The organism is Gluconobacter albidus (genome assembly GCF_002005485.1).
Classification (GTDB): Bacteria; Pseudomonadota; Alphaproteobacteria; order Acetobacterales; family Acetobacteraceae; genus Gluconobacter; species Gluconobacter albidus.
On sequence record NZ_CP014689.1, the window covers coordinates 743,938 to 762,565 of the forward strand.

The window sequence follows — 18,628 nt, forward strand, 5'->3', positions numbered from 1 at the left end:
CAGAGGCATGATGAAAGAAATACCAGGGCCTCCGACCGAGGCCCAGATCGAAGACGGGCGGCTTCTGTTTGCGGGGGAATGCGAATTCTTCTTCGGTTCTCAGAAGATCGACCAGCTTCCTCCGGTCGGTCGACCCGAAGTGGCCTTTGCCGGACGCTCCAATGTCGGCAAATCAAGCCTCATCAATGCGCTGACGGGGCGTCGTGCGCTGGCACGGGCGTCGTCCGAGCCGGGACGGACCAAGCAGCTCAATTTCTTCAATCTCGCTGACCGCCTGTCTCTTGTGGACATGCCGGGTTACGGATTTGCGAAGGCCGCCAAGTCGGTCAAGGAAGACTGGCAGGACATGATGTTCGCCTATCTTCGGGGTCGCACCACGCTGGAGCGGGTCATCCTGCTTCTGGACGCGCGGATCGAGCTCAAGGAGTCCGACAGGGACGTCATGGAGCTGCTGGATCGTGCGGCCGTGGTGTTCCAGATCGTGCTGACCAAATGCGATCAGGTGCGCCCGAAGGCGCTTGCAGCAAAGACGTCGGAAGTCGAGGCGCTGGCGCTCAAACACGCCGCCGCCTATCCGCGTATCATTTCCACCAGCAGCGAGACCGGGTTCGGGATCGAGGACCTGCGGGCGGAAATTGCCCGCTTTGCCGTGCCACTCCAGACGTCAGGGGAAGGACAGTCCGGATCATGACCAGTAAGACCTCCAGCGGAAACAACAGCAAAACTCACAGCGCCAAACTGCCGGATGTTCCGCCGGTCGTGAACGCGGAAGAGGCGCAGGCGCAGGCAGCCATTCTGTCCAGTGCGCTGCCTTTCCTGCGCCGTTATGCCGGGGACACGATTGTCGTCAAATACGGCGGTCATGCCATGGGTGAGGGTAAGCTGGCGCATGCGTTTGGCTATGATATCTCGCTGCTCAAGCTGGTCGGGATCAATCCGATCGTCGTGCATGGTGGTGGTCCACAGATCAGCGCGATGCTGGACCGTCTGAAAATCCGCTCCGAATTTATCGACGGCCTCCGGGTTACGGACCAGTCGATGGTCGACGTGATCGAGATGGTGCTGTCAGGCAGCGTCAACAAACAGGTCGCCGAGCTGATCAACCGTGCGGGGGCGCTGGCCGTTGGCATTTCCGGCAAGGATGGCGGGCTGATTCAGGCGCGTCGTCTTACCCGGACGAAACGTGATCCAGACAGCGAGATCGAAAAGGTCATTGATCTCGGTTTTGTCGGACAGCCGGAAAAGATTGATCCGCGGGTCCTGTATGCGCTGCTCGGGGCCGGGCTGATTCCCGTTATTGCTCCGGTCGGCGTAGGTGCAGACGGTGAGACCTATAACATCAACGCCGATACGGCGGCGGGTGCAATCGCAGGTGCAGTGCATGCTTCGCGTCTGTTGATGTTGACGGACGTTCCGGGAGTGCTGGATGAAAACGGCAAGCTCATCGAGGAACTGAGCGCGGAAGAGGCCCTGCGCCGGATTGCGGATGGTTCGATTTCGGGAGGAATGATTCCGAAGGTCGAAACCTGCCTTGAAGCCGTTCGCCAGGGTGCGAAAGCTGCCGTCATTCTGGACGGCCGGGTGCCGCACAGCTGTCTGCTGGAGCTTTTCACGCGGGCAGGCCCGGGGACGCTCATCAAGGCATAACCGGTCTCTTGTTCAGACCGGACTACAGATTATGGCGCTTCGTGTGAGAAGCGCCATAATCTGTTTTCAACCAGCCCTTCCTGCAATGCCAGCATTCCGCGCTCCAGCAGGGTCTCGGGCGTTTCCTCTGCATTGGCTTCGCGGGAGACGAGGCCGAGTTGCAATGGAAGATGGACAGGCGGGTCGATCAGGATGGGGATTCCGTGCGCAGTCATGCGCTCGGCCCGTTCGGCCGCTGCGAAGCGGTCGCCGCCATCCATCCAGAGTCCGAAGATATTGTTGCCGATGCGACCGATGGCATCCGTCGGACGAACTGCCTTGCGGAGGAGGGCAACGCATTGCCGGAGGGCTTCCTCCCCGGCTTCGAATCCCCGTGTTTTTGACAGTTCCGTCAGACCAGGAACGCGCGCGATGATCAGGGTCGCAGGCATGACCTCCTGATCGAGACGGCGGGTACGGCGTTCTATTTCCGCCTTCAGCCCTTTCCAGTTCAGAAGATTGGACGAAATGTCATAGTCGGAGTCGAACAGGATCCGGCGATGAATGCTGTCCAGTTCCCAGAAACCTGCAAGCAGCGAACACACGGCCTGACACAGCTTTTGCTCCTGCGGTGACCATGAGGTGGCTCGCCAGACGATAAGACACATCTGTTCGAGACTGCGGATGTTCTCGCGGCAGATCATGGCATGACGCGTACCGGCTCGGAAAACGATCGTCCCTGTCTGCGAGGGGCTGGCGGAGAGAACGGCCTGAATGTCGTCTGTCAGGCTTGAAGAACTGTACAGGAGTGTATCTGGAGCCGCCGTATCAAGCAGGGCTCCTTCGGCGCCGAGCGGCTCCAGCAGGGCTTCCATGGCAGCAGCGGCGGCCAGTCGCGGGACGATGGCCTTGCGCAGAGCGGTCGTCACGTCGGCAAGAATGGCAATCCCATCGTGGTCTGCAGGCGAGGCCGTCCCGCTTGCAGACGCGGATAGCGGCTCCGAAACAGCTTTGAGGGTGCCACGTGTTCCGGTGATCTGTCCCTCGTCATCATGGAACGGGCGAGAAGAGAGGATCACCGTCAGAGGCTCGCCCTGTGGCGTCGTGATGGTAGCCGCCGTGCCCGCATGGGACTGAAGGATGTCTACAGAGTCGCATAATGCGCTGAAGGGACGCCCGATCAGAGACGTGGTCGGCTGCCCGAGCCAGGTGTCCGGGGAAATGAGGATGATCCGACCGCGACTGTCTGTTTCGAAGACCAGATCCACGGCCTGATAAAGCAGGGACCGCCAGCGTTCGCGGCTTTCCAGCGTGGACGCCAGCATGTTCCGCAGATCCTGCGGAGTCCTGTCGGATGCGGACGGGTTCATGAACTGGGACAACAGGGAACGCATATCAGGCAAGGGTGACATATCCCGCAGAAAGCTCGAGGTCGGGCCAGCCAGTCAAAGCCCTCCGTTTTCATAAGCGTGGCGGGTTAAGAAGTCATGAACAACGCACGAAACTGTGCAGGTCGGAATCGGAGGTAAAGATCCGTTGACATGCACCGTCGGGAACCGCATGTTCCGGCGGATTTCTGCTTTTCTGACCGGACCGACCTGATGCCGAATGCACCTCTTCGTACTGCCATCGAAGCCCTGTGGGAGCGTCGTACGACTCTCAGCGCCCGTACGGAAGGCGAAGACCGCGACATCGTGGAAAAAGCCCTGTCCGCGCTTGATGCCGGTACCCTGCGCGTCGCCGAGCCCTCCGAAAACGGCTGGATCGTTCACGAATGGCTGAAGAAGGCCGTCCTGCTCTCGTTCCGTCTGAACGACAGCCGTGTCATGGAACGCGGCTGCGGCGGTGAACCGGCTTTCGACAAAGTTCCACTGAAGTTTGATGGCTGGGACCAGTTCCGTTTCGCCGAAGCCGGTTTCCGTGCCGTTCCTGGTGCGATCGTGCGCCGTTCCGCGTTCATCGCGCCCAATGTCGTGCTGATGCCGAGCTTCGTGAACGTTGGCGCACGCGTCGACAGCGGCACGATGATCGATACCTGGGCAACCGTCGGTTCCTGTGCCCAGATCGGCAAAAACTGCCACATCAGCGGTGGTGCGGGGATCGGTGGCGTTCTGGAGCCGCTGCAGGCTGCGCCGGTCATCATCGAGGATGACTGCTTCATCGGTGCGCGTTCGGAAGTGGCCGAAGGCGTTGTAGTCGAGAAGGGCTCTGTCCTCTCCATGGGTGTGTTCCTTGGTGCGTCCACCAAGATCGTGGACCGTGCGACGGGCGAAATTTTCATGGGCCGCGTCCCGGCCTATTCCGTCGTCATTCCGGGTACGCTGCCGCCGAAAGAGCCGGGCATGCCGTCGCTGGCCTGTGCGGTGATCGTCAAGCGCGTGGATGAGCGGACCCGTTCCAAGACCTCCATCAACGACCTCCTGCGCGACTGAGTGTCGTGAGCGGATCACACCTGCCGACAGATCCCGTGACACTGGCACGGGATCTGCTGCGTTGTCCGTCCGTGACCCCGGCCGATGGTGGCGCGCAGGCGCTTCTGGCAGGTGTGCTGGAAGGGATGGGCTTTGAGACAGTCCATCTTCCTTTCGGCCCCGCGGAGGCCCCGACGCCCAATCTGTATGCCCGGCTGGGTACGGGACGCCCCGCGCTCTGTTTTGCGGGCCATACGGATGTCGTGCCGCCCGGCGAAGGCTGGGCGCATGATCCGTTTGCCGCCGTGGTTCAGGACGGGCGGCTTTATGGACGCGGTATTGCGGACATGAAAGGCGGCGTGGCCTGTTTCGTGGCCGCCGTGGCGCGGCGTCTGGAGCAGGGGCCATTGAAGGGTTCCGTTTCCCTGCTGATTACGGGAGACGAGGAAGGCCCCGCGCATTTCGGAACGAAGCCGGTCATTGAATGGCTGGCGGAACGGGAAAAGCTTCCGGATTTCTGCCTGCTGGGTGAACCCACGAATCCCGAGGCTTTGGGTGATGTCATCAAGATCGGCCGACGCGGCAGCATGAACGCTGTTGTGACGGTGCAGGGCATTCAGGGGCATGTGGCGTATCCGCATCTGGCGGACAATCCGGTTCACCGTCTTCTGGCAGCGTTTTCCGAACTGACGGCGCGGGAGCTGGATGCGGGCAGCGAGTGGTTTGATCCGTCTTCGCTTCAGGTTACCAGTATCGACGTGGGCAATTCCGCGACCAATATCATTCCGGCGCAGGCCGTCGGGCGGCTGAATATCCGCTTCAATGACCTTCACACCGGATCCGCTCTAACGGCGTGGATCGAGGATGTGGTCCGGCGTCATGCGCCTTCAGCGGACGTACAGGTGTCCATCAGTGGCGAGGCTTTTCTGACGCAACCCGGAGAGTCGGTCACGTGCCTCTCGGATGCTGTGCGTCAGGTGACGGGGCGCACCCCCCGGCTCGATACGGGCGGCGGCACGTCCGATGCACGCTTCATTGCTCGCTATTGCGAAGTAGCGGAGTTCGGGCTCGTCGGCGCAACCATGCACAAGCGGGACGAGAATGTTGAGCTTGGGACGCTGGAGGATCTGACACGGATCTATCTGGCGTTCATGGAAGGATACGGGCTGTGAATTCCGGACGGCCGGGCCCGTTTCCACCCTCTGGAACCATGGCCATTCCGCTGGGCGTGTGGCTTCTGGGGCGCGGGCGGTCCGAAGGGATCAACTGTTTCGCGCCCGGAGCAGGGGCGCTGTTTGCGGCTCTGGCACCCACGATCGCGCTGGCGCTCATCGGTGTGTGGATGGCGTTCATGCTGCCGCCTGCGGAAAGGATCATGGGGCTTGTGCGGGCTGTGGTGCCGCTGGTGTGCACACTGTTGCAGCTTGTGGTGTCGGAGCTTTATGCGGCTTTCCTGAGCCGTAAGGGGCTGTGGGCGCGTTATGCTACGGCGTCCTTGTGGTGTGGGTGGTTGCCGCTCGCGCTGCTGATTATGGCGCAGGGTGTGCTGCATCTCGTGATGCCGGGGGCTGCTGCCTCCGGTCAGGCGCTGGCAGGTCTCGCTTTTGGTGCACAGCTCTATACGCTGTGGCTGACCTGGTATGTGACTAAAGTCGGGCTTGTGACGACGGGGTGGCAGGCTTTCGTCATGACGCTTCTGCAGACGCTGCCGGTAGCAGCGCTGCTCTGGGTGCTGTGGCTTCTGCCGCCGCATTACAATGCGATGGTGGACCTGCTTGGGGTGTCGTTTTAGGTTCTGCGGAACGGATTGTCGGGATAGCCGACATCCATCAGGCAAAGCCCTTCGGGCGGGGCTGTCTGTCCCGCGGCGCAGCGGTCTCTGGCCTCCAGAATCTCGACAGTTTTCTCGACAGGCCACAGGCCTGCGCCAATCATCATCAGGGTCCCAGCTATGTTGCGGACCTGATGATGGAGGAAGGAGCGTGCCTTCGTGTCGATCATGACCAGTTCGCCATCGCGACGGATGTTCAGAACGTCCAGCGTGCGGACAGGGCTTCTGGCCTGACAGGCGACCGCGCGGAATGACGTGAAATCATGAGGGCCGAGAAGATGGTTCGCGGCCTGCTGCATGCGATCCACGTCCAGCGGGCGCTTGATGTGCCAGACGCGGTTTTCCATCAGACCCGGGCGGGCAGGTCGGTTGAGGATCGTGTAGCGATAGCTGCGCCATGTGGCGGAGAAACGTGCATTCCATTCCGGCCCCACTTTCGCGGCTTCCAGCACAACGACGCGGTGGGGCTTAAGATGATAGCCCATGCCATCGCGGATCTGGCGGGCGTCGATCGGGGCGTCATCCGGGAAATCGAGATGGATGACCATGCCTGCGGCATGAACGCCTGCATCCGTACGCCCGGCGGTGATGCTGGGGACGGGCCGGTTGCGCACGAGCTTCGCGGCGGCGGCTTCAATCAGGCTCTGAATCGAGATGCCGTCATTCTGTTTTTGCCAGCCAAGATAGCCGGTGCCGTCATATTCGATGCGCAGGGCCCAGCGGTTCAGACCGGAGGACTCTGCGACCTGCGTTTCAGACAAGGCGCGTCCCTTTCGGGAGAGGCTGGCCGCGCAGGAAATCGGCGGCGGACATCATGCTGCGTCCCGGCTTCTGGATGCGGTCGATGCGAATCGCGCCGGTGCCGCAGGCGATCGTCAGAGCGTCGTCGAGTGTGGCACCGGGGGAGGAACCGTGGGTTGCGTCCGGCAGCGGGATGGCTGTGCCGATTTTCAGCACGACACCATCAAGCGTCGTAAACGCGCCGGGCCAGGGCGTGAGGCCACGGATCTGGCGGTCGATCTCGGAGGCCGATCTTGTCCAGTCGATACGGCCATCATCGCGGGTCAGGCGCTCGGCATACGTGACGCCGTCTGCGGGCTGCGGCACGGGTGTCGGCTGTTCGACGAGGGCACGCACGACCAGACGGCCGCCGATTTCGGACAAACGGTCGTGCAGCGTGCTGGCGGTATCGGTCGCGCTGATGGGCGTGGCTTCCTCCAGCAGGACCGCGCCGGTGTCGAGGCCTTCATCCATCTGCATGATGGAGACGCCGCTCTGGGTGTCGCCTGCGAGGATGGAGGACTGGATGGGGGAGGCGCCCCGCCAGCGCGGCAGAAGGCTGGCATGGATGTTCAGACACCCCAGACGCGGGGCGTCCAGCATCTCTTTGGGCAGGATGAGGCCATAGGCGGCGACCACGGCGGCGTCGGCATTCAGGGCGGCGAAAGCAGCGTGCTCCGCCGCGTCCCGGCGAACACGCGCGGGCGTCCGTACCTCGATCCCGGCCGCTTCGGCCGCTTCATGAACCGGCGAACGACGCAGCGCTTTGCCACGTCCTGCCGGTCGCGGCGGCTGCGTGTAGACCGCAACCACCTCGTGACCGGCGTCGAGCAGAGCGTGCAGCGCCGGGACCGAAAAGTCCGGCGTTCCCATGAAAATCAGCCGCATCGGGGATCAGCGCCTTCCGAGCTTCTGCTCTTTGGCAAGGCGGCGCATGATCATGTTGCGCTTGAGCGTCGAGAGATGATCGACGAACAGGATGCCGTCGAGATGGTCCATCTCGTGCTGGATGCAGGTGGCGAGCAGGCCCGATGCATCACGCTCGATCGTTTCTCCCGCGAGGTTGCGGTACCGGACACGGATCGATTCGGGGCGGACAACTTCGGCATACTGGTTCGGCAGCGAAAGGCAGCCTTCCTCGCGGGCAGCCATCTGCTCTGAATCCGTAACGATTTCCGGATTGATCAGCAGCATGGGCTCACGCGGCGCATCTTCCTCGGCCACATCCACCAGAGCAAACCGCATGCCAAGACCAACCTGTGGCGCGGCGAGGCCGATGCCGGGGGCCTTGTACATGGCGGAAAACATGCCCGGAAGCTGGTCGCGAATGAAGGTGATGTCTTCAGGGCGCACGTCGCGGGTGACCTCCCGCAGCACGGGCTGGGGGGCGATCAGGATCGGGGTGGGCGGCACATCGTCGATGCCGGACAGAAAATCGAATTCGCTCATGCCCTGCGATGTAGCGAGCGCAGGCTTCAAATGCCAGTGCAACATGCCATGAACGTCGGTTTTGCAGATGCTCAGGTGAGAGCAGAGCTTGCATCTGCGGGGGTGGACACCATATCGTAGGGTCAGCCGGTCGCCGCATAATGGGGCCGGTCCTGTCTGTCTCGCTCATGGAGGAGGCTCTCGCCCTATGTCCGGTCGCCTGTTTACGTCCCCGATGTTCCTCGGTTTCGATCACCTCGAGCAGATGCTTGAGCGTGCTGCCAAATCGACGTCCGACGGGTATCCCCCCTACAACATTGAACAGCTCAGCTCTACGGCCCTGCGGATTACGCTGGCTGTTGCGGGCTTTGTCATGGACGATCTGCAGATTACGCAGGAAGACAACCAGCTTGTGATTCGTGGCCGTCAGACGGATGACAGCCAGGGACGCATTTTCCTGCATCGCGGCATTGCGGCGCGGCAGTTCCACAAGGCGTTCGTGTTGGCGGAAGGCATCGAAATCGGTGGAGCATGGCTTGATAACGGCCTGCTGCATATTGATCTTCTGCGTCCCGAGCCTGAGGTGCGGGTTAAGCGGATTGCAATTTCGCAGGGGCGACGCAGTCCGGCACCAGCGCCGACGGTTCATCACGAAGTGGTGCCGCCCGTTGTGAAAACCCGTCGCACGACGCGTCCTGCGCGCGATATCGACGACGAATAAGACCGGTCGCGCGGTCGCATCTTTTACAGACTGAACTCAAGGTCGGTCGGCAGACGCCGCCGCGGCTTCAGAAGGAACTTGAATTGAACAATCCCTTCGAAAATGGTGATCGTTCGGACGACAAACTCCCTGCGGATCTGCGCCGCATCACGGGACCGCAGCTCCTGACTCTGGGGATGTCGCGTCTCGCCTATGTCAGATCCGTCATGCATGACGGTGAAATGCTCGTGGCTATCCATGCCGCCGATGGCACGCCCATGGCAGTTGCTGAAGACGAGGAAAGCGCACTCGACGCCATCCTCGAACATGAAATGATCCCGACCCTGCTTCAGTAACCTCCCGCCTCAGTAACCGACGTCAGAAAGTCCACGCCCGTGAGAAAAAACGCCGATATTTCCCGTCACCTCGAAGAGCAGCGCCTTGCGGGCGTCGTCGTCCATAACGGGCTGGCCTATCTGGCCGGTCAGGTCGCGGACGACGCTACCCTCGACACGGAAGGGCAGACAGTCGACATCCTGCGCCAGATCGACGCGCTTCTGGCCTCGCTGGGAACGGATAAGAGCCGGATTCTGTCGGTGCAGATTTTCCTGACGGATATCGCGGAAATCGGGGCGATGAACCGGGCCTGGGATGCATGGCTGGACACGGACAGCAAACCGGCCCGCGCTACGGTTGAAGCCAAGCTGGCCGTTCCGGAATGGCGCGTGGAAATGACGGCGATTGCTGCGCTGAAATAAGAGCCTGCTGCTGAATGCTGAAAAGCCGTCTTTCCATCGGGAAGGCGGCTTTTTTTGTGGCGGCAAGAGCCGGTTCAGACAGAGAACAGAAACTCTCTCAGCTGCCTGTCCCGTTCGGGGTGCAGGGGCAGCTCATAATTGTCGATGTCTGATACGGCGGTCAGCGATAATGCATTGACCAGCCACACGCCTGTCACCGTTTTGAGGTCCTGCGGCAAAAGACGGCCTTCGGTACAGAAGCCGCCTTCCAGCAGTCGGGCGCGGGACGTTCCCGGCAACGCGCCGTCATGGATGGGAGGCGTCTGCAGACGCCCTTCCTGCAGGAACAGGACGTTTGCAGCGCTGGCCTCGGCAACAGCCCCTGTCATTCCCAGAAGAAGCGCATCATCCAGGCCGGCTGCGACGGCTTCCATGCGGCTCATGATGGACGACAGACAGGCAAGCGATTTCACGCGCGCCAGAGGAGAGCCCCCATCGCGCCGGTAGCGGCCAAGCCCCAGCCTGACGGGGGCAGGCACGGCCAGCGCGGAAGCAGTCGCCTGAATCAGGACTGTGGGTTGCGGCGTAACAGGCGGTACCAGACCGCGTGGCCCGGTGCCGCGCGTGACCGTCAGGCGCAGCGATCCGTCTGACAGCCCCGTAGCATGCAGCAGATCGGAAACGGCCTGTGTCAGCAGTGTCGGGTCCGGCGTGGGCAGACGGAGGATCGTGCATCCTTCCTCCAGCCGTGCCAGATGCCGTGCCAGATGTGGCGCCTGTCCGTTGGCGACGCGAATTGTTTCAAACAGCCCATCAGAGAGTAGAAATCCCCGGTCATTCGGAGCGAGATGCGCGTCTGTCGCGTCCAGGAGGCGGCCATTGAGCCAGACAGGAGTGCTCATGCCTCAAACGCTTTCAGGATCGGGGAGACTTTCAGAAGCATTTCCTCATATTCCCGCATAGGATCGGACAGCACGGTAATGCCGCCTCCTGCGCCGACGGAAAGGCTGTTGTCCGCTCGCGCCATGCTGCGGATGATGACGGAACTGTCCATGGCCCCATCCTCGCCGATACGGAACAGGCTGCCGCAATAGGCCCCACGGGCAGAGGCTTCCAGAAGGTCGATGATCTCCATGGCGCGTTTTTTTGGTGCCCCTGTGACGGAACCCGGCGGAAGCGTGGCCTGAAGCAGATCAATGGCGTCCAGTTCGGGACGGAGTTGCGCCTGAACGACCGAGACCAGATGCAGGACGTGGGAAAACTGCTCAACCTTCGACAGCTGGGGAACGCGAACAGAGCCGATCTGTGAGACACGACCGATGTCGTTTCGCATCAGATCCGTAATCATCAGGTTTTCGGCGCGTTCTTTTTCGTCCGCAGCCAGTGTCCGGCTGTTCCGGGCTGTTTCTTCGGGCGTGTGTCCAAGAGAAATGGTGCCCTTGATCGGGCGCGTTTCGATTAGCCCGCCCCGCGAGAGAGAAATGAAACGTTCCACGGAGGCGCTGAGCAGCGAAAAATCCGGCGTCTTCAGATAGGCCCCGAACGGAGCCGGGGAGGTCTGGCGCAGTGTCCGATAGGCAGCCAGCTCATCGAAAGCGTCAGCACACTCCGCAACCCAGCGCATCGTCAGATTGGCCTGAAAAATATCTCCGGCCCGGATAAAGGCGATGATGCTGCGAACCGCATCCATCCAGATGTCCCGCGGCTGTTCCGGCCGAAAATGCAGGGAGGGTGTGATGGGGCGGATCGTCGGCGAGGTTAATTCGGGTGCAGGGTGTCCCCTCCGGCTGATCCACCAACAGCGTTCTTCATGCCGGTCGAACGCCAGCACGTCTTCAAAAGAGGCCGCCACCAGTCTGGGCGCAGAAGAAACATGGCGGGATGGAACTTTTTCAAGCGCCATGCCCGCTTCATAGCTCATCATACCGACCACCCCGCCGGTGAAGGGGATGATATCCTCTGCTTCGGGGCAACGGGTCGAGGCGGCGGCCATATCGCGCAGATGCGTCCAGACATCACCCTGTATGGATATGCCATTCCTGCGAAGGCTCCCCGCGTGCCAGTCGAGGGTTTCAGCAGGAGACAGGCACAGAAAGGACCAGCGGGCGCGGTCGTCCGTGTCCGGGCCTCCGCTATCGAGAAACGCGGCCCAGGGGGCGGAGTCCATGGCGGAAAGCGCCTGTTCGGGAGGTCTCCAGGGAATTTCAGTGAGAGGCAGCGGGACGCTAGACATTCAGGCTCCGTAAGGGAAATTCTGTCAGCCTGTCAAAGCCCCGGAGTCTTCAGGCCGTACGGCGCAGCCGCTTGCGCTGGCTGGATTTCGCAATGCCCAGCCCCTCGCGATATTTCGCAACCGTGCGGCGCTGGATGGAAAAGCCTTCCTTTTGCAAAAGGACCGTCAGGGCATCGTCGGACAGGACGTTGTCTCCTTCGGCCGAGACGAGCGCCTGTAGACGATGCTGGATCGCGTGAGCGCTCTGGGACGTGCCGTCTTCGGACGTCAGGGCTGTGGAGAAAAACAGCCTGAGCGGGACGGTGCCCTGTGGCGTGTCGATATATTTGCTGCTGACGATGCGGCTGATGGTGCTTTCGTGCAACTCCGTGCGCTCGGCGATGTCGCGCATGGTCAGCGGGCGCAGGGCGGCGGGGCCATTGCGCAGGAAATCGGCCTGATGCTGCACAATCGCGCGGCCAACCGCGAGCAGGGACTGTTTGCGGCTGTCCATCGCGCGGATCAGGGCCGTGGCCTCTGCCGCACAGGCAAGAAGCGTCCTGCCGGAATCCATGCGTCCATTAAGCTGCGCGCGCATCGTGTCATCAAGCCGGAGTTTCGGCAGCAGGCGCGTGTTGAGGGTCAGACGGAAGCCGGCGCCGTTGAAGCGAACGATCAGATCGGGTTCGATGGGGGGCTCAGGCGGTGGCAGGGTCAGGCCGGGACGCGGATCGAGCGCCTGGATTTCGGCGAGCATCTCCAGCAGGTCGTCCTGCTCAAGAGCGCATTTTTCGCGCAGCCTGCGCCAGTCGCGCCGGGCGAGAAGGTCCAGATTGTCGAGGAGGGTCTGCATCGCGGGATCAAGGCGGTTGCGGACGCGGAGCTGCGCCGCCAGACATTCTTCAAGCGATCGGGCGAAAAGCCCGACAGGTTCAAGATGCATGAGCCTCTGGCGGATCGCTTCGAGCCTTGCGACCTCCATGCGAAGGTCGCCTGCAAGATCCGCTACCGAAACAGGAAGGCGGCCGCTTTCGTCCAGACTGTCCAGAAGATGCAGTGCCGCATCCTGTTCGTCCGCAGGAAAAGACAGGCGGATCTGGAGGATCAGATCATCCCGGGTGGACGGAGGTGGTGCCGCTGCTTCCGGGCGTTCAGAAGCACTGGTGAAGCGGTCCGGGTCGTCGTCGTGAAACTCTTCCGGATCGGGGGTAGGATCGGCCGCGGTCTCGCCGGGCTCCAGGACGAGGAGCGGATTGGCTTCGCAGATCTGCCGCAGGTGCTGGGCGAGGTCGATCTGCGTGTATTGCAGCAGTGCAATCGCCTGACGCAGCTGGGGCGTCATGACGAGAGACTGCGACTGACGCTGGATCAGGCCCGGGACAAGCATCCCGGCATGTTACAGCGAGAAATTCTCTCCGAGATAGACCCGGCGGACATCTTCGTTCGCAACAATGGCTTCGGGCGTGCCTTCCATCAGCACCTGCCCACCGTGCATGATGTAGGCGCGGTCGATGACTTCGAGCGTTTCGCGGACGTTATGGTCCGTAATCAGCACGCCGATGCCACGATCCTTCAGATGCGAGACGAGATCGCGGATTTCACCTACGGCGATCGGATCAATACCGGCGAGCGGTTCGTCGAGCAGGATGTAGTTCGGCTGACTGGCCAGCGCACGGGCGATTTCCAGACGGCGGCGCTCACCACCGGAAAGGGCGAGCGAAGGCGAGCGGCGTAGATGGGTGATCCCGAATTCGGCCAGAAGGCCGTTGAGCATCAGGTCGCGCTTTTCCGGGTCGGGTTCGACGACCTCAAGGGCGGCCATGATGTTCTGCTCGACATTCAGGCCACGGAAAATACTGGCTTCCTGTGGCAGGTAGCCGACGCCGAGACGGGCGCGGCGATACATCGGAAGCTGTGTGATGTCCGCACCGTCCAGCGTGATGGTGCCGGTGTCAGGCTGCACGAGACCAACGATCATGTAGAAGCTGGTCGTCTTGCCCGCGCCGTTCGGGCCGAGGAGGCCGACTGCCTCGCCGCGCTGCACCTGAAGGGAGACGTTTTTGACGACGGCACGCTTCTTATAGGACTTGCCGATGCCGCTTGCGACCAGACCAGTTGCGGGGGACTGAGAGGGGATATGGCTGTCTGTCACTTGGGTGCCTGGCTGCTGTTGGCCTCGTTTGGCACGACGAGCCCCTGAATGGGGGAATCCGTGCCCGGCAGCATGGTTGCGATGCCGGTCTTCATGTTCACGATGGCCTGCGAGCCATTGTTCTGGTTCTGCCCCTGCGTGACATGCACATGGCCGATCAGGCGGGCGATCTGGGTATCGAAAACATAGACGCCACGATCACCCGTGGCGGTCTGGGTCGGGGTGCGCAGAACGACATGCCCCCAGCCATAGGCCCGGTCGAGCTTCGAGGAACCGCCGCCCATTGGATTGGATGAATCTGCGGCTGCCTGTGCCGGCTTTGCAGACGGAGATGGCGCATCGCTGGGTTTGCTGAACGAGACCAGCACGTCCGCCTTGACCTGTTTGCCATCATTGGTCGTGACAGTAGCATCGCCCCGGCCAACCGACATGCGCGTCTTGGCGTGATATTCCATGACGTCGCGGGCCGTCAGAACGTCCTGCGGCGTGGTCAGTTTCAGATGCTTGCCAGTCATGACCATGACGCCCTGATCCATGTCGTACAGCGCGTGATCGCCCCAGCCCTGATCGGTCTGGTTATAGATATGGACGTTGCCGCGCGCTTCGATCCGGTACAGCTCGAGGGAGCCACCCATCGGATCGCCGCTGCTCGCGCTTTTGCCATCGGCCGGTGTTGGCGCAGGAGCGGGCTGTCCGGGAGCGGGCGCTTTTTTGCGCAGATATCCGATCAGCGTATCCGCATCGACTGTCGTATCCCCGCGTACGGCCCGCGCTCCGCCCGTAAGGGTCACGGTCTGGGCATTGCGATCGTAGACCTCTTCCTTTTTCCAGAAGAGCTGCACCGCTTCGCCGTGGGACATGTCCAGTCCGTCCGCGTGGGCAGGAGCGGAGGGGAAGGCCAGAGGAAGGGCGATCAGGAGGGGAAGGAAGGCTGCGGAACGGCGGGTCATTTCTCTGTCTTCAGTCCTTGCAGGTGCAGGCGGGCCGCCGCACTCGGAGGGCCGTTGTCATCGTTGCGGACCGTCAGTCCCGGTCCCGTAAACTGCATGATACCCGCATGCTGGTCCAGAAAATAGCCTTGGGCATCCTGCGTGCCGAAGGGGCCTTCCGCATGGACCCAGTCCCGCGAAGCGATGACGTCTGCCTTGAGGTCCAGGTCTGCGGAAGGACCGTTTAGGAGAAAGCCGTCATCGCGGTAGAGCACGACGTTATCGTCGAGATCGAGGGTCTGTTCGTGCTGCATGTAGACGCCGCGATCAGCCTTGATATGCGCCCAGGAATTACCGGAGAGCTGGATGTCGGCGACGGGATCGACAAGGTCCACGCGATCCGGGCCCTGCTGGTGGGTGGTGCGGGCCGTGATCATGTACAGATGATCGTGGGCATCGAGACCGCGATAGGTAGCCTGTTCCATGTTGCCGCTTTCCACGCGCAGGCGGGCCATTTCCTTCAGGGCGGCGCGGTTCTGGTTCATGAGATGGGAAATCTCGGGCCAGGCCGCGATGGAGCTGAGGAGGACGAGGGCCAGCCCTGGCAGTGCCCATTTGGCGAAACCCAGAAGCGAGCGGCGTCGGGCGAGTTCCTGAGCATTGGGAGCCTGACGGATCCGCTGGAAAGCAGCGCGGCGCAGGTTGTCGAGGCGGGCAAGGCTTTCGGTCCGGTTGGGGTCGAAATCTTCCCGGCGAATGCGGTGTTCGCCATTATCTGGCGTAGGGCCGCTCATGACAGACCGCTCCGCAGGAGGTCGTGGATATGAACGATTCCCGCAGGGCGGTGTTCCGCGTCCACGATGAAGAGGCTCGTAATCGGGCGTTCGCGCTGGTTCATGAGGTGCAGCACGTCCTGCGCCAGCGTGTCGGCGCGCGCGGTGACGGGAGCGGGATTCATGACGTCAGCCGCCGTGGTCGCGTCGAGGTCGCCGGAGAGGGCGCGGCGGAGATCGGCGTCCGTGATGAGACCCTGAAGTTTACCATTGTCATCAATGATACCCATGCACCCGAATGATTTGCGTGTCATCTCGAGAATGACGGAGCGGAGCGGGAGACTGCCCTGCCCGAGCGGCAGGGATTCACCGGTATGCATGAGGTCGCTGATGGGGCGCAGACGGGCGCCGAGAAGCCCTCCGGGGTGGAAAGCGCCGAAATCGCGGGCGGTGAAGCCGCGTTTTTCGAGCAGTGCCAGTGCCAGGGCATCACCTAGGGCGAGTTGAAGCAGGGTGCTTGTCGTCGGTGCCAGACCCATCGGGCAGGCTTCGGTGCTTGTGGGCAGAACCAGCGGGATCTGTGCGGCGCGGGCGAGGGCTGAGGTGTCAACTGATGTTACGGCGATCACGCAGTGATTTTGGCGGGCGGCATAGGCCAGAATCGCGGTGAGTTCGGTGGTTTCACCAGAATTGGAGAAAGCGAGGATCAGGTCGCCGGGGGCGACCATGCCGAGATCCCCATGTGCGGCTTCGGCAGGGTGCAGAAACAGCGACGGTGTGCCCGTGGAGGCGAGGGTCGCCTGAATTTTGCGGGCGATATGGCCGGATTTACCGATTCCGGTCACGATCAGGCGAGCGCTGCTCTCTGCGATACAGTTGACGGCCTCGCAGAACGCGATCCCGAGAGGGCCAGAGAGGGCTTGTTCGAGCGCTTCCAGTCCTTTGCGTTCGATCGAGACGGTCTGAAGAGCCGATTCCAGAGCGGTGCGGGAAAAGCCGGGCGACGGGCGGTGCATGATCAGCCGGACCGGGATTCAGGCGCGATGCGAGAAAATGTCGGATTCGTCATAGCCCAGCAGGTCGAGGCGACAGCGGGCCGGGAGGAAATCGTAGCAGGACTGCGCGAGGTCGCGTCGGTTTTCACGGATCAGCATGGCTTCGAGCTTATCCCACAATGCGTGAAGATGCAGCACGTCCGATGCGGCGTAGCGGAGCTGATCGGGGGTAAGGGTCTCGGCACCCCAGTCCGAACTCTGCTGGTGTTTGGAAATTTCAACGCCGAGCAGGTCCCGGCACAGATAGGCCAGGCCGTGTCGGTCGGTGAAGGTATAGACCAGCCGGGCCGCGATCTTGGTGCAGATGACCGACGGGATCGTGATATTGAAGGCGTTCTGCAGGACTGCAACGTCAAAGCGTGCGAAATGCATCAGCTTGGTGACGGAATCGTCGGTCAGGAGCGCCTTGAGGTTCGGGCAGTCATAGCCGCGGCCGCCCATGGAGACCGGTTTGATCTGCACGAGGTGGGCTTCGCCGTCGCCGGCTGAAAGCTGAACGAGGCAGAGACGGTCACGGTGGGGATTGAGACCCATGGTCTCGGTATCAATGGCAACGACAGGGCCAAGATCAAAGTCATCCGGCAGATCGCCGTCATGAAGATGGATGGCGTTCTGCGAACTCATTTGTCGTCACCAAATTTTTTTGATCACCAGAGGATCGAGGCGATTGATCGCCTGATCGTCTGTGGTGCCCAGAAGAAGACTCGAACTTCCACGTCCTTTCGGACACAGGTACCTGAAACCTGCGCGTCTACCAATTCCGCCATCTGGGCTCAGAAAGCACCGGGTTTTTCAGTTTCCTGAGGCATCCCGGCTCGGTGAAGAGGCGTTTACCCCTGCACGTACGGGGCGTCAACAGCCAAACTGAAAGAAAAGCGAAAATGCGTAGAAATTTTTCCGTGGACGGAACCGGTGGCGGAGCTGGAAATGACGCTGGAACGGGCCACGGCCCAAAGGTTGTGGCGGTTTTAGGCGGCGGAGGGTTTGTCGGGCGCGAACTTGTTGGCCGGCTCGTGGCCCTGGGGCATGTCGTGCGTGTGGGAAGCCGGAATCCCGAAGGCGATCAGGCACTGGCGCGGTTTCCGGGTGACGGACGTGTGGAATTTATCAAGGCATCCGTGAATGACGCGGCTTCGCTGGAGCGTGTGTTCGCCAGCGCGGATGTGGGGATCAACCTGGTGTCGATCATGTCGCCGGATGTGCGGGCGATGCATCGGGTCAATGTGGAGGGCGCGCGGCTGGCGGCGCTCATGGCGCGGCGTCAGGGAGTGGAGCAGTACCTGCACATGTCGGCCATTGGGGCGTCGCTGACGTCGCCGGGGAATTACGGGCGGAGCAAGGGGTTGGCTGAACGTGCGGTGCGGGAGGTTTTCCCGGAGGCGGCGTTGCTGCGACCGTCGGTAATTTTCGGGCCGCAGGACAGTTTCTTCAACATGTTCGCGCTGATTGCGAAGCTCTCGCCGGTTCTGCCGGTGTTGGCGCCCGAGACTCTGTTTCAACCGGTCTATGTAGGCGATGTGGCGCGGGCGATCATCGCGCTTGTGGAGCCGGGGCATGAGGGCATGACGGTTGAGGCGGGTGGGCCGGATGTTCTGAGTATGAAGGAGTTGATGGCGTTCGTTCTGGAAGCGTCTGGGCGCCGTCGAATTCTGTTGCGGGTGCCGGGATGGGTAGCGAAGCTGGAGGCGGGCATTCTTGAGGCGTTGCCGGGGCATCTGCTGACGCGCGATCAGGTTGCGATGATGGGCGTGGACAATGTGGTGCAGTCGGGAATGGCTGATCTTCAGGCGCTGGGGATCAGGCCTGCGGCGATGCGGAGTATCGTTCCGGACTATCTAAGGGGGAGTGTTTGTGAGAGCTGGAGGCGGTTTCGGAAATAAATGGTCCGTTTCGGTCCTAAAAATTTGTGTGAAAAATGGCTCATGGAGCGAATAGATGGGCCATTTCACGCGAAAGGTCAGTATCACTGACTGTTATTGGATAAAGTGACGGAA

At 61.8% G+C, this 18,628-nt stretch carries 21 protein-coding genes and 1 tRNA gene; 9 read left to right on the forward strand and 13 right to left on the reverse strand.

Annotated features, from left to right (window positions below; all coding sequences use genetic code 11):
* Positions 1 to 10 precede the first annotated feature (10 nt).
* Positions 11 to 691, forward strand: coding sequence for a ribosome biogenesis GTP-binding protein YihA/YsxC (gene yihA / locus A0U94_RS03280; protein ID WP_062033495.1), 681 nt, complete (start codon positions 11 to 13; stop codon positions 689 to 691).
* Complete coding sequence (argB, locus tag A0U94_RS03285; protein WP_077802426.1) at positions 688 to 1,647, forward strand: acetylglutamate kinase; 960 nt, start codon at positions 688 to 690, stop codon at positions 1,645 to 1,647. The genes yihA and argB overlap by 4 nt, the downstream gene beginning before the upstream one ends.
* 29 nt (positions 1,648 to 1,676) lie before the next feature.
* On the opposite strand, the gene A0U94_RS03290 is transcribed toward argB, so the two are convergent.
* Complete coding sequence (locus tag A0U94_RS03290) at positions 1,677 to 3,038, reverse strand: sensor domain-containing diguanylate cyclase (protein WP_077802427.1); 1,362 nt, start codon at positions 3,036 to 3,038, stop codon at positions 1,677 to 1,679.
* 189 nt (positions 3,039 to 3,227) lie between these two features.
* On the opposite strand from A0U94_RS03290, the gene dapD reads away from it, so the two are divergent.
* Genes dapD through A0U94_RS03305 form a run of 3 tightly spaced genes read left to right on the forward strand, consistent with a single transcriptional unit; the run spans position 3,228 to position 5,829 of the window.
* Positions 3,228 to 4,058, forward strand: coding sequence for a 2,3,4,5-tetrahydropyridine-2,6-dicarboxylate N-succinyltransferase (gene dapD / locus A0U94_RS03295; protein ID WP_062033875.1), 831 nt, complete (start codon positions 3,228 to 3,230; stop codon positions 4,056 to 4,058).
* Positions 4,059 to 4,063: 5 nt separating this feature from the next.
* Positions 4,064 to 5,209: a succinyl-diaminopimelate desuccinylase gene (dapE, locus tag A0U94_RS03300; protein WP_077802428.1), complete on the forward strand. Its 1,146-nt coding sequence runs from the start codon at positions 4,064 to 4,066 to the stop codon at positions 5,207 to 5,209.
* Positions 5,206 to 5,829 carry a hypothetical protein gene (locus A0U94_RS03305; RefSeq protein WP_244178057.1) on the forward strand — a complete coding sequence of 208 codons (624 nt, stop codon included), beginning with the start codon at positions 5,206 to 5,208 and terminating at the stop codon, positions 5,827 to 5,829. Before dapE ends, A0U94_RS03305 begins: the two co-directional genes overlap by 4 nt.
* On the opposite strand, the gene truA is transcribed toward A0U94_RS03305, so the two are convergent.
* From truA to def, 3 genes are read right to left on the reverse strand one after another with little or no spacing between them, the layout of a single operon-like run.
* Positions 5,826 to 6,629, reverse strand: coding sequence for a tRNA pseudouridine(38-40) synthase TruA (gene truA, locus A0U94_RS03310; RefSeq protein ID WP_077802429.1), 804 nt, complete (start codon positions 6,627 to 6,629; stop codon positions 5,826 to 5,828). The genes A0U94_RS03305 and truA overlap by 4 nt on opposite strands.
* A complete protein-coding gene (gene fmt / locus A0U94_RS03315) occupies positions 6,622 to 7,536 on the reverse strand; it encodes a methionyl-tRNA formyltransferase (protein ID WP_077802430.1) in 915 nt (304 codons plus the stop codon). The genes truA and fmt overlap by 8 nt, the downstream gene beginning before the upstream one ends.
* 6 nt (positions 7,537 to 7,542) lie before the next feature.
* Positions 7,543 to 8,097: a peptide deformylase gene (gene def, locus A0U94_RS03320; protein ID WP_077802431.1), complete on the reverse strand. Its 555-nt coding sequence runs from the start codon at positions 8,095 to 8,097 to the stop codon at positions 7,543 to 7,545.
* Positions 8,098 to 8,284: 187 nt separating this feature from the next.
* On the opposite strand from def, the gene A0U94_RS03325 reads away from it, so the two are divergent.
* From A0U94_RS03325 to A0U94_RS03335, 3 genes are all read left to right on the forward strand, one after another.
* A complete protein-coding gene (locus A0U94_RS03325) occupies positions 8,285 to 8,797 on the forward strand; it encodes an Hsp20 family protein (RefSeq protein WP_077802432.1) in 513 nt (170 codons plus the stop codon).
* Positions 8,798 to 8,880: 83 nt separating this feature from the next.
* A complete protein-coding gene (locus A0U94_RS03330; RefSeq protein WP_077802433.1) occupies positions 8,881 to 9,132 on the forward strand; it encodes a DUF1150 family protein in 252 nt (83 codons plus the stop codon).
* Positions 9,133 to 9,171: 39 nt separating this feature from the next.
* Positions 9,172 to 9,534: a RidA family protein gene (locus tag A0U94_RS03335; RefSeq protein ID WP_077802434.1), complete on the forward strand. Its 363-nt coding sequence runs from the start codon at positions 9,172 to 9,174 to the stop codon at positions 9,532 to 9,534.
* Between the two features lie 74 nt (positions 9,535 to 9,608).
* Here the strand turns inward: A0U94_RS03335 and A0U94_RS03340 are convergent, their stop codons facing one another.
* The 9 genes from A0U94_RS03340 to A0U94_RS03380 all read right to left on the reverse strand — a co-directional run bounded on the left by A0U94_RS03340 (position 9,609) and on the right by A0U94_RS03380 (position 17,407).
* Positions 9,609 to 10,415 (reverse strand): aminotransferase class IV, encoded by an 807-nt coding sequence (locus A0U94_RS03340; protein ID WP_077802435.1) that lies wholly within the window; start codon positions 10,413 to 10,415, stop codon positions 9,609 to 9,611.
* The gene (locus A0U94_RS03345; protein WP_077802436.1) at positions 10,412 to 11,746 is read right to left on the reverse strand and encodes an anthranilate synthase component I family protein; all 1,335 of its coding nucleotides are present in this window, start codon (positions 11,744 to 11,746) and stop codon (positions 10,412 to 10,414) included. The genes A0U94_RS03340 and A0U94_RS03345 overlap by 4 nt, the downstream gene beginning before the upstream one ends.
* A gap of 49 nt (positions 11,747 to 11,795) precedes the next feature.
* On the reverse strand, positions 11,796 to 13,112 hold the full coding sequence (rpoN, locus tag A0U94_RS03350; RefSeq protein ID WP_077802437.1) for an RNA polymerase factor sigma-54: 1,317 nt from the start codon (positions 13,110 to 13,112) through the stop codon (positions 11,796 to 11,798).
* A 9-nt stretch (positions 13,113 to 13,121) separates the two neighbouring features.
* A complete protein-coding gene (lptB, locus tag A0U94_RS03355) occupies positions 13,122 to 13,877 on the reverse strand; it encodes an LPS export ABC transporter ATP-binding protein (RefSeq protein WP_077802438.1) in 756 nt (251 codons plus the stop codon).
* A complete protein-coding gene (locus A0U94_RS03360) occupies positions 13,874 to 14,827 on the reverse strand; it encodes an LptA/OstA family protein (protein WP_062110568.1) in 954 nt (317 codons plus the stop codon). Before A0U94_RS03360 ends, lptB begins: the two co-directional genes overlap by 4 nt.
* Positions 14,824 to 15,600, reverse strand: coding sequence for an LPS export ABC transporter periplasmic protein LptC (gene lptC / locus A0U94_RS03365; RefSeq protein WP_077802439.1), 777 nt, complete (start codon positions 15,598 to 15,600; stop codon positions 14,824 to 14,826). The genes A0U94_RS03360 and lptC overlap by 4 nt, the downstream gene beginning before the upstream one ends.
* A complete protein-coding gene (locus tag A0U94_RS03370; protein ID WP_062110564.1) occupies positions 15,597 to 16,595 on the reverse strand; it encodes a KpsF/GutQ family sugar-phosphate isomerase in 999 nt (332 codons plus the stop codon). Before A0U94_RS03370 ends, lptC begins: the two co-directional genes overlap by 4 nt.
* Before the next feature lie 18 nt (positions 16,596 to 16,613).
* Positions 16,614 to 17,258 carry a ribonuclease D gene (locus tag A0U94_RS03375; protein ID WP_077802440.1) on the reverse strand — a complete coding sequence of 215 codons (645 nt, stop codon included), beginning with the start codon at positions 17,256 to 17,258 and terminating at the stop codon, positions 16,614 to 16,616.
* Between the two features lie 62 nt (positions 17,259 to 17,320).
* Positions 17,321 to 17,407, reverse strand: a tRNA-Leu gene (locus tag A0U94_RS03380).
* Positions 17,408 to 17,515: 108 nt separating this feature from the next.
* Between A0U94_RS03380 and A0U94_RS03385 the strand changes: the two genes are divergently transcribed.
* On the forward strand, positions 17,516 to 18,514 hold the full coding sequence (locus A0U94_RS03385) for a complex I NDUFA9 subunit family protein (RefSeq protein WP_077802441.1): 999 nt from the start codon (positions 17,516 to 17,518) through the stop codon (positions 18,512 to 18,514).
* The last annotated feature ends 114 nt before the right edge of the window (positions 18,515 to 18,628 follow it).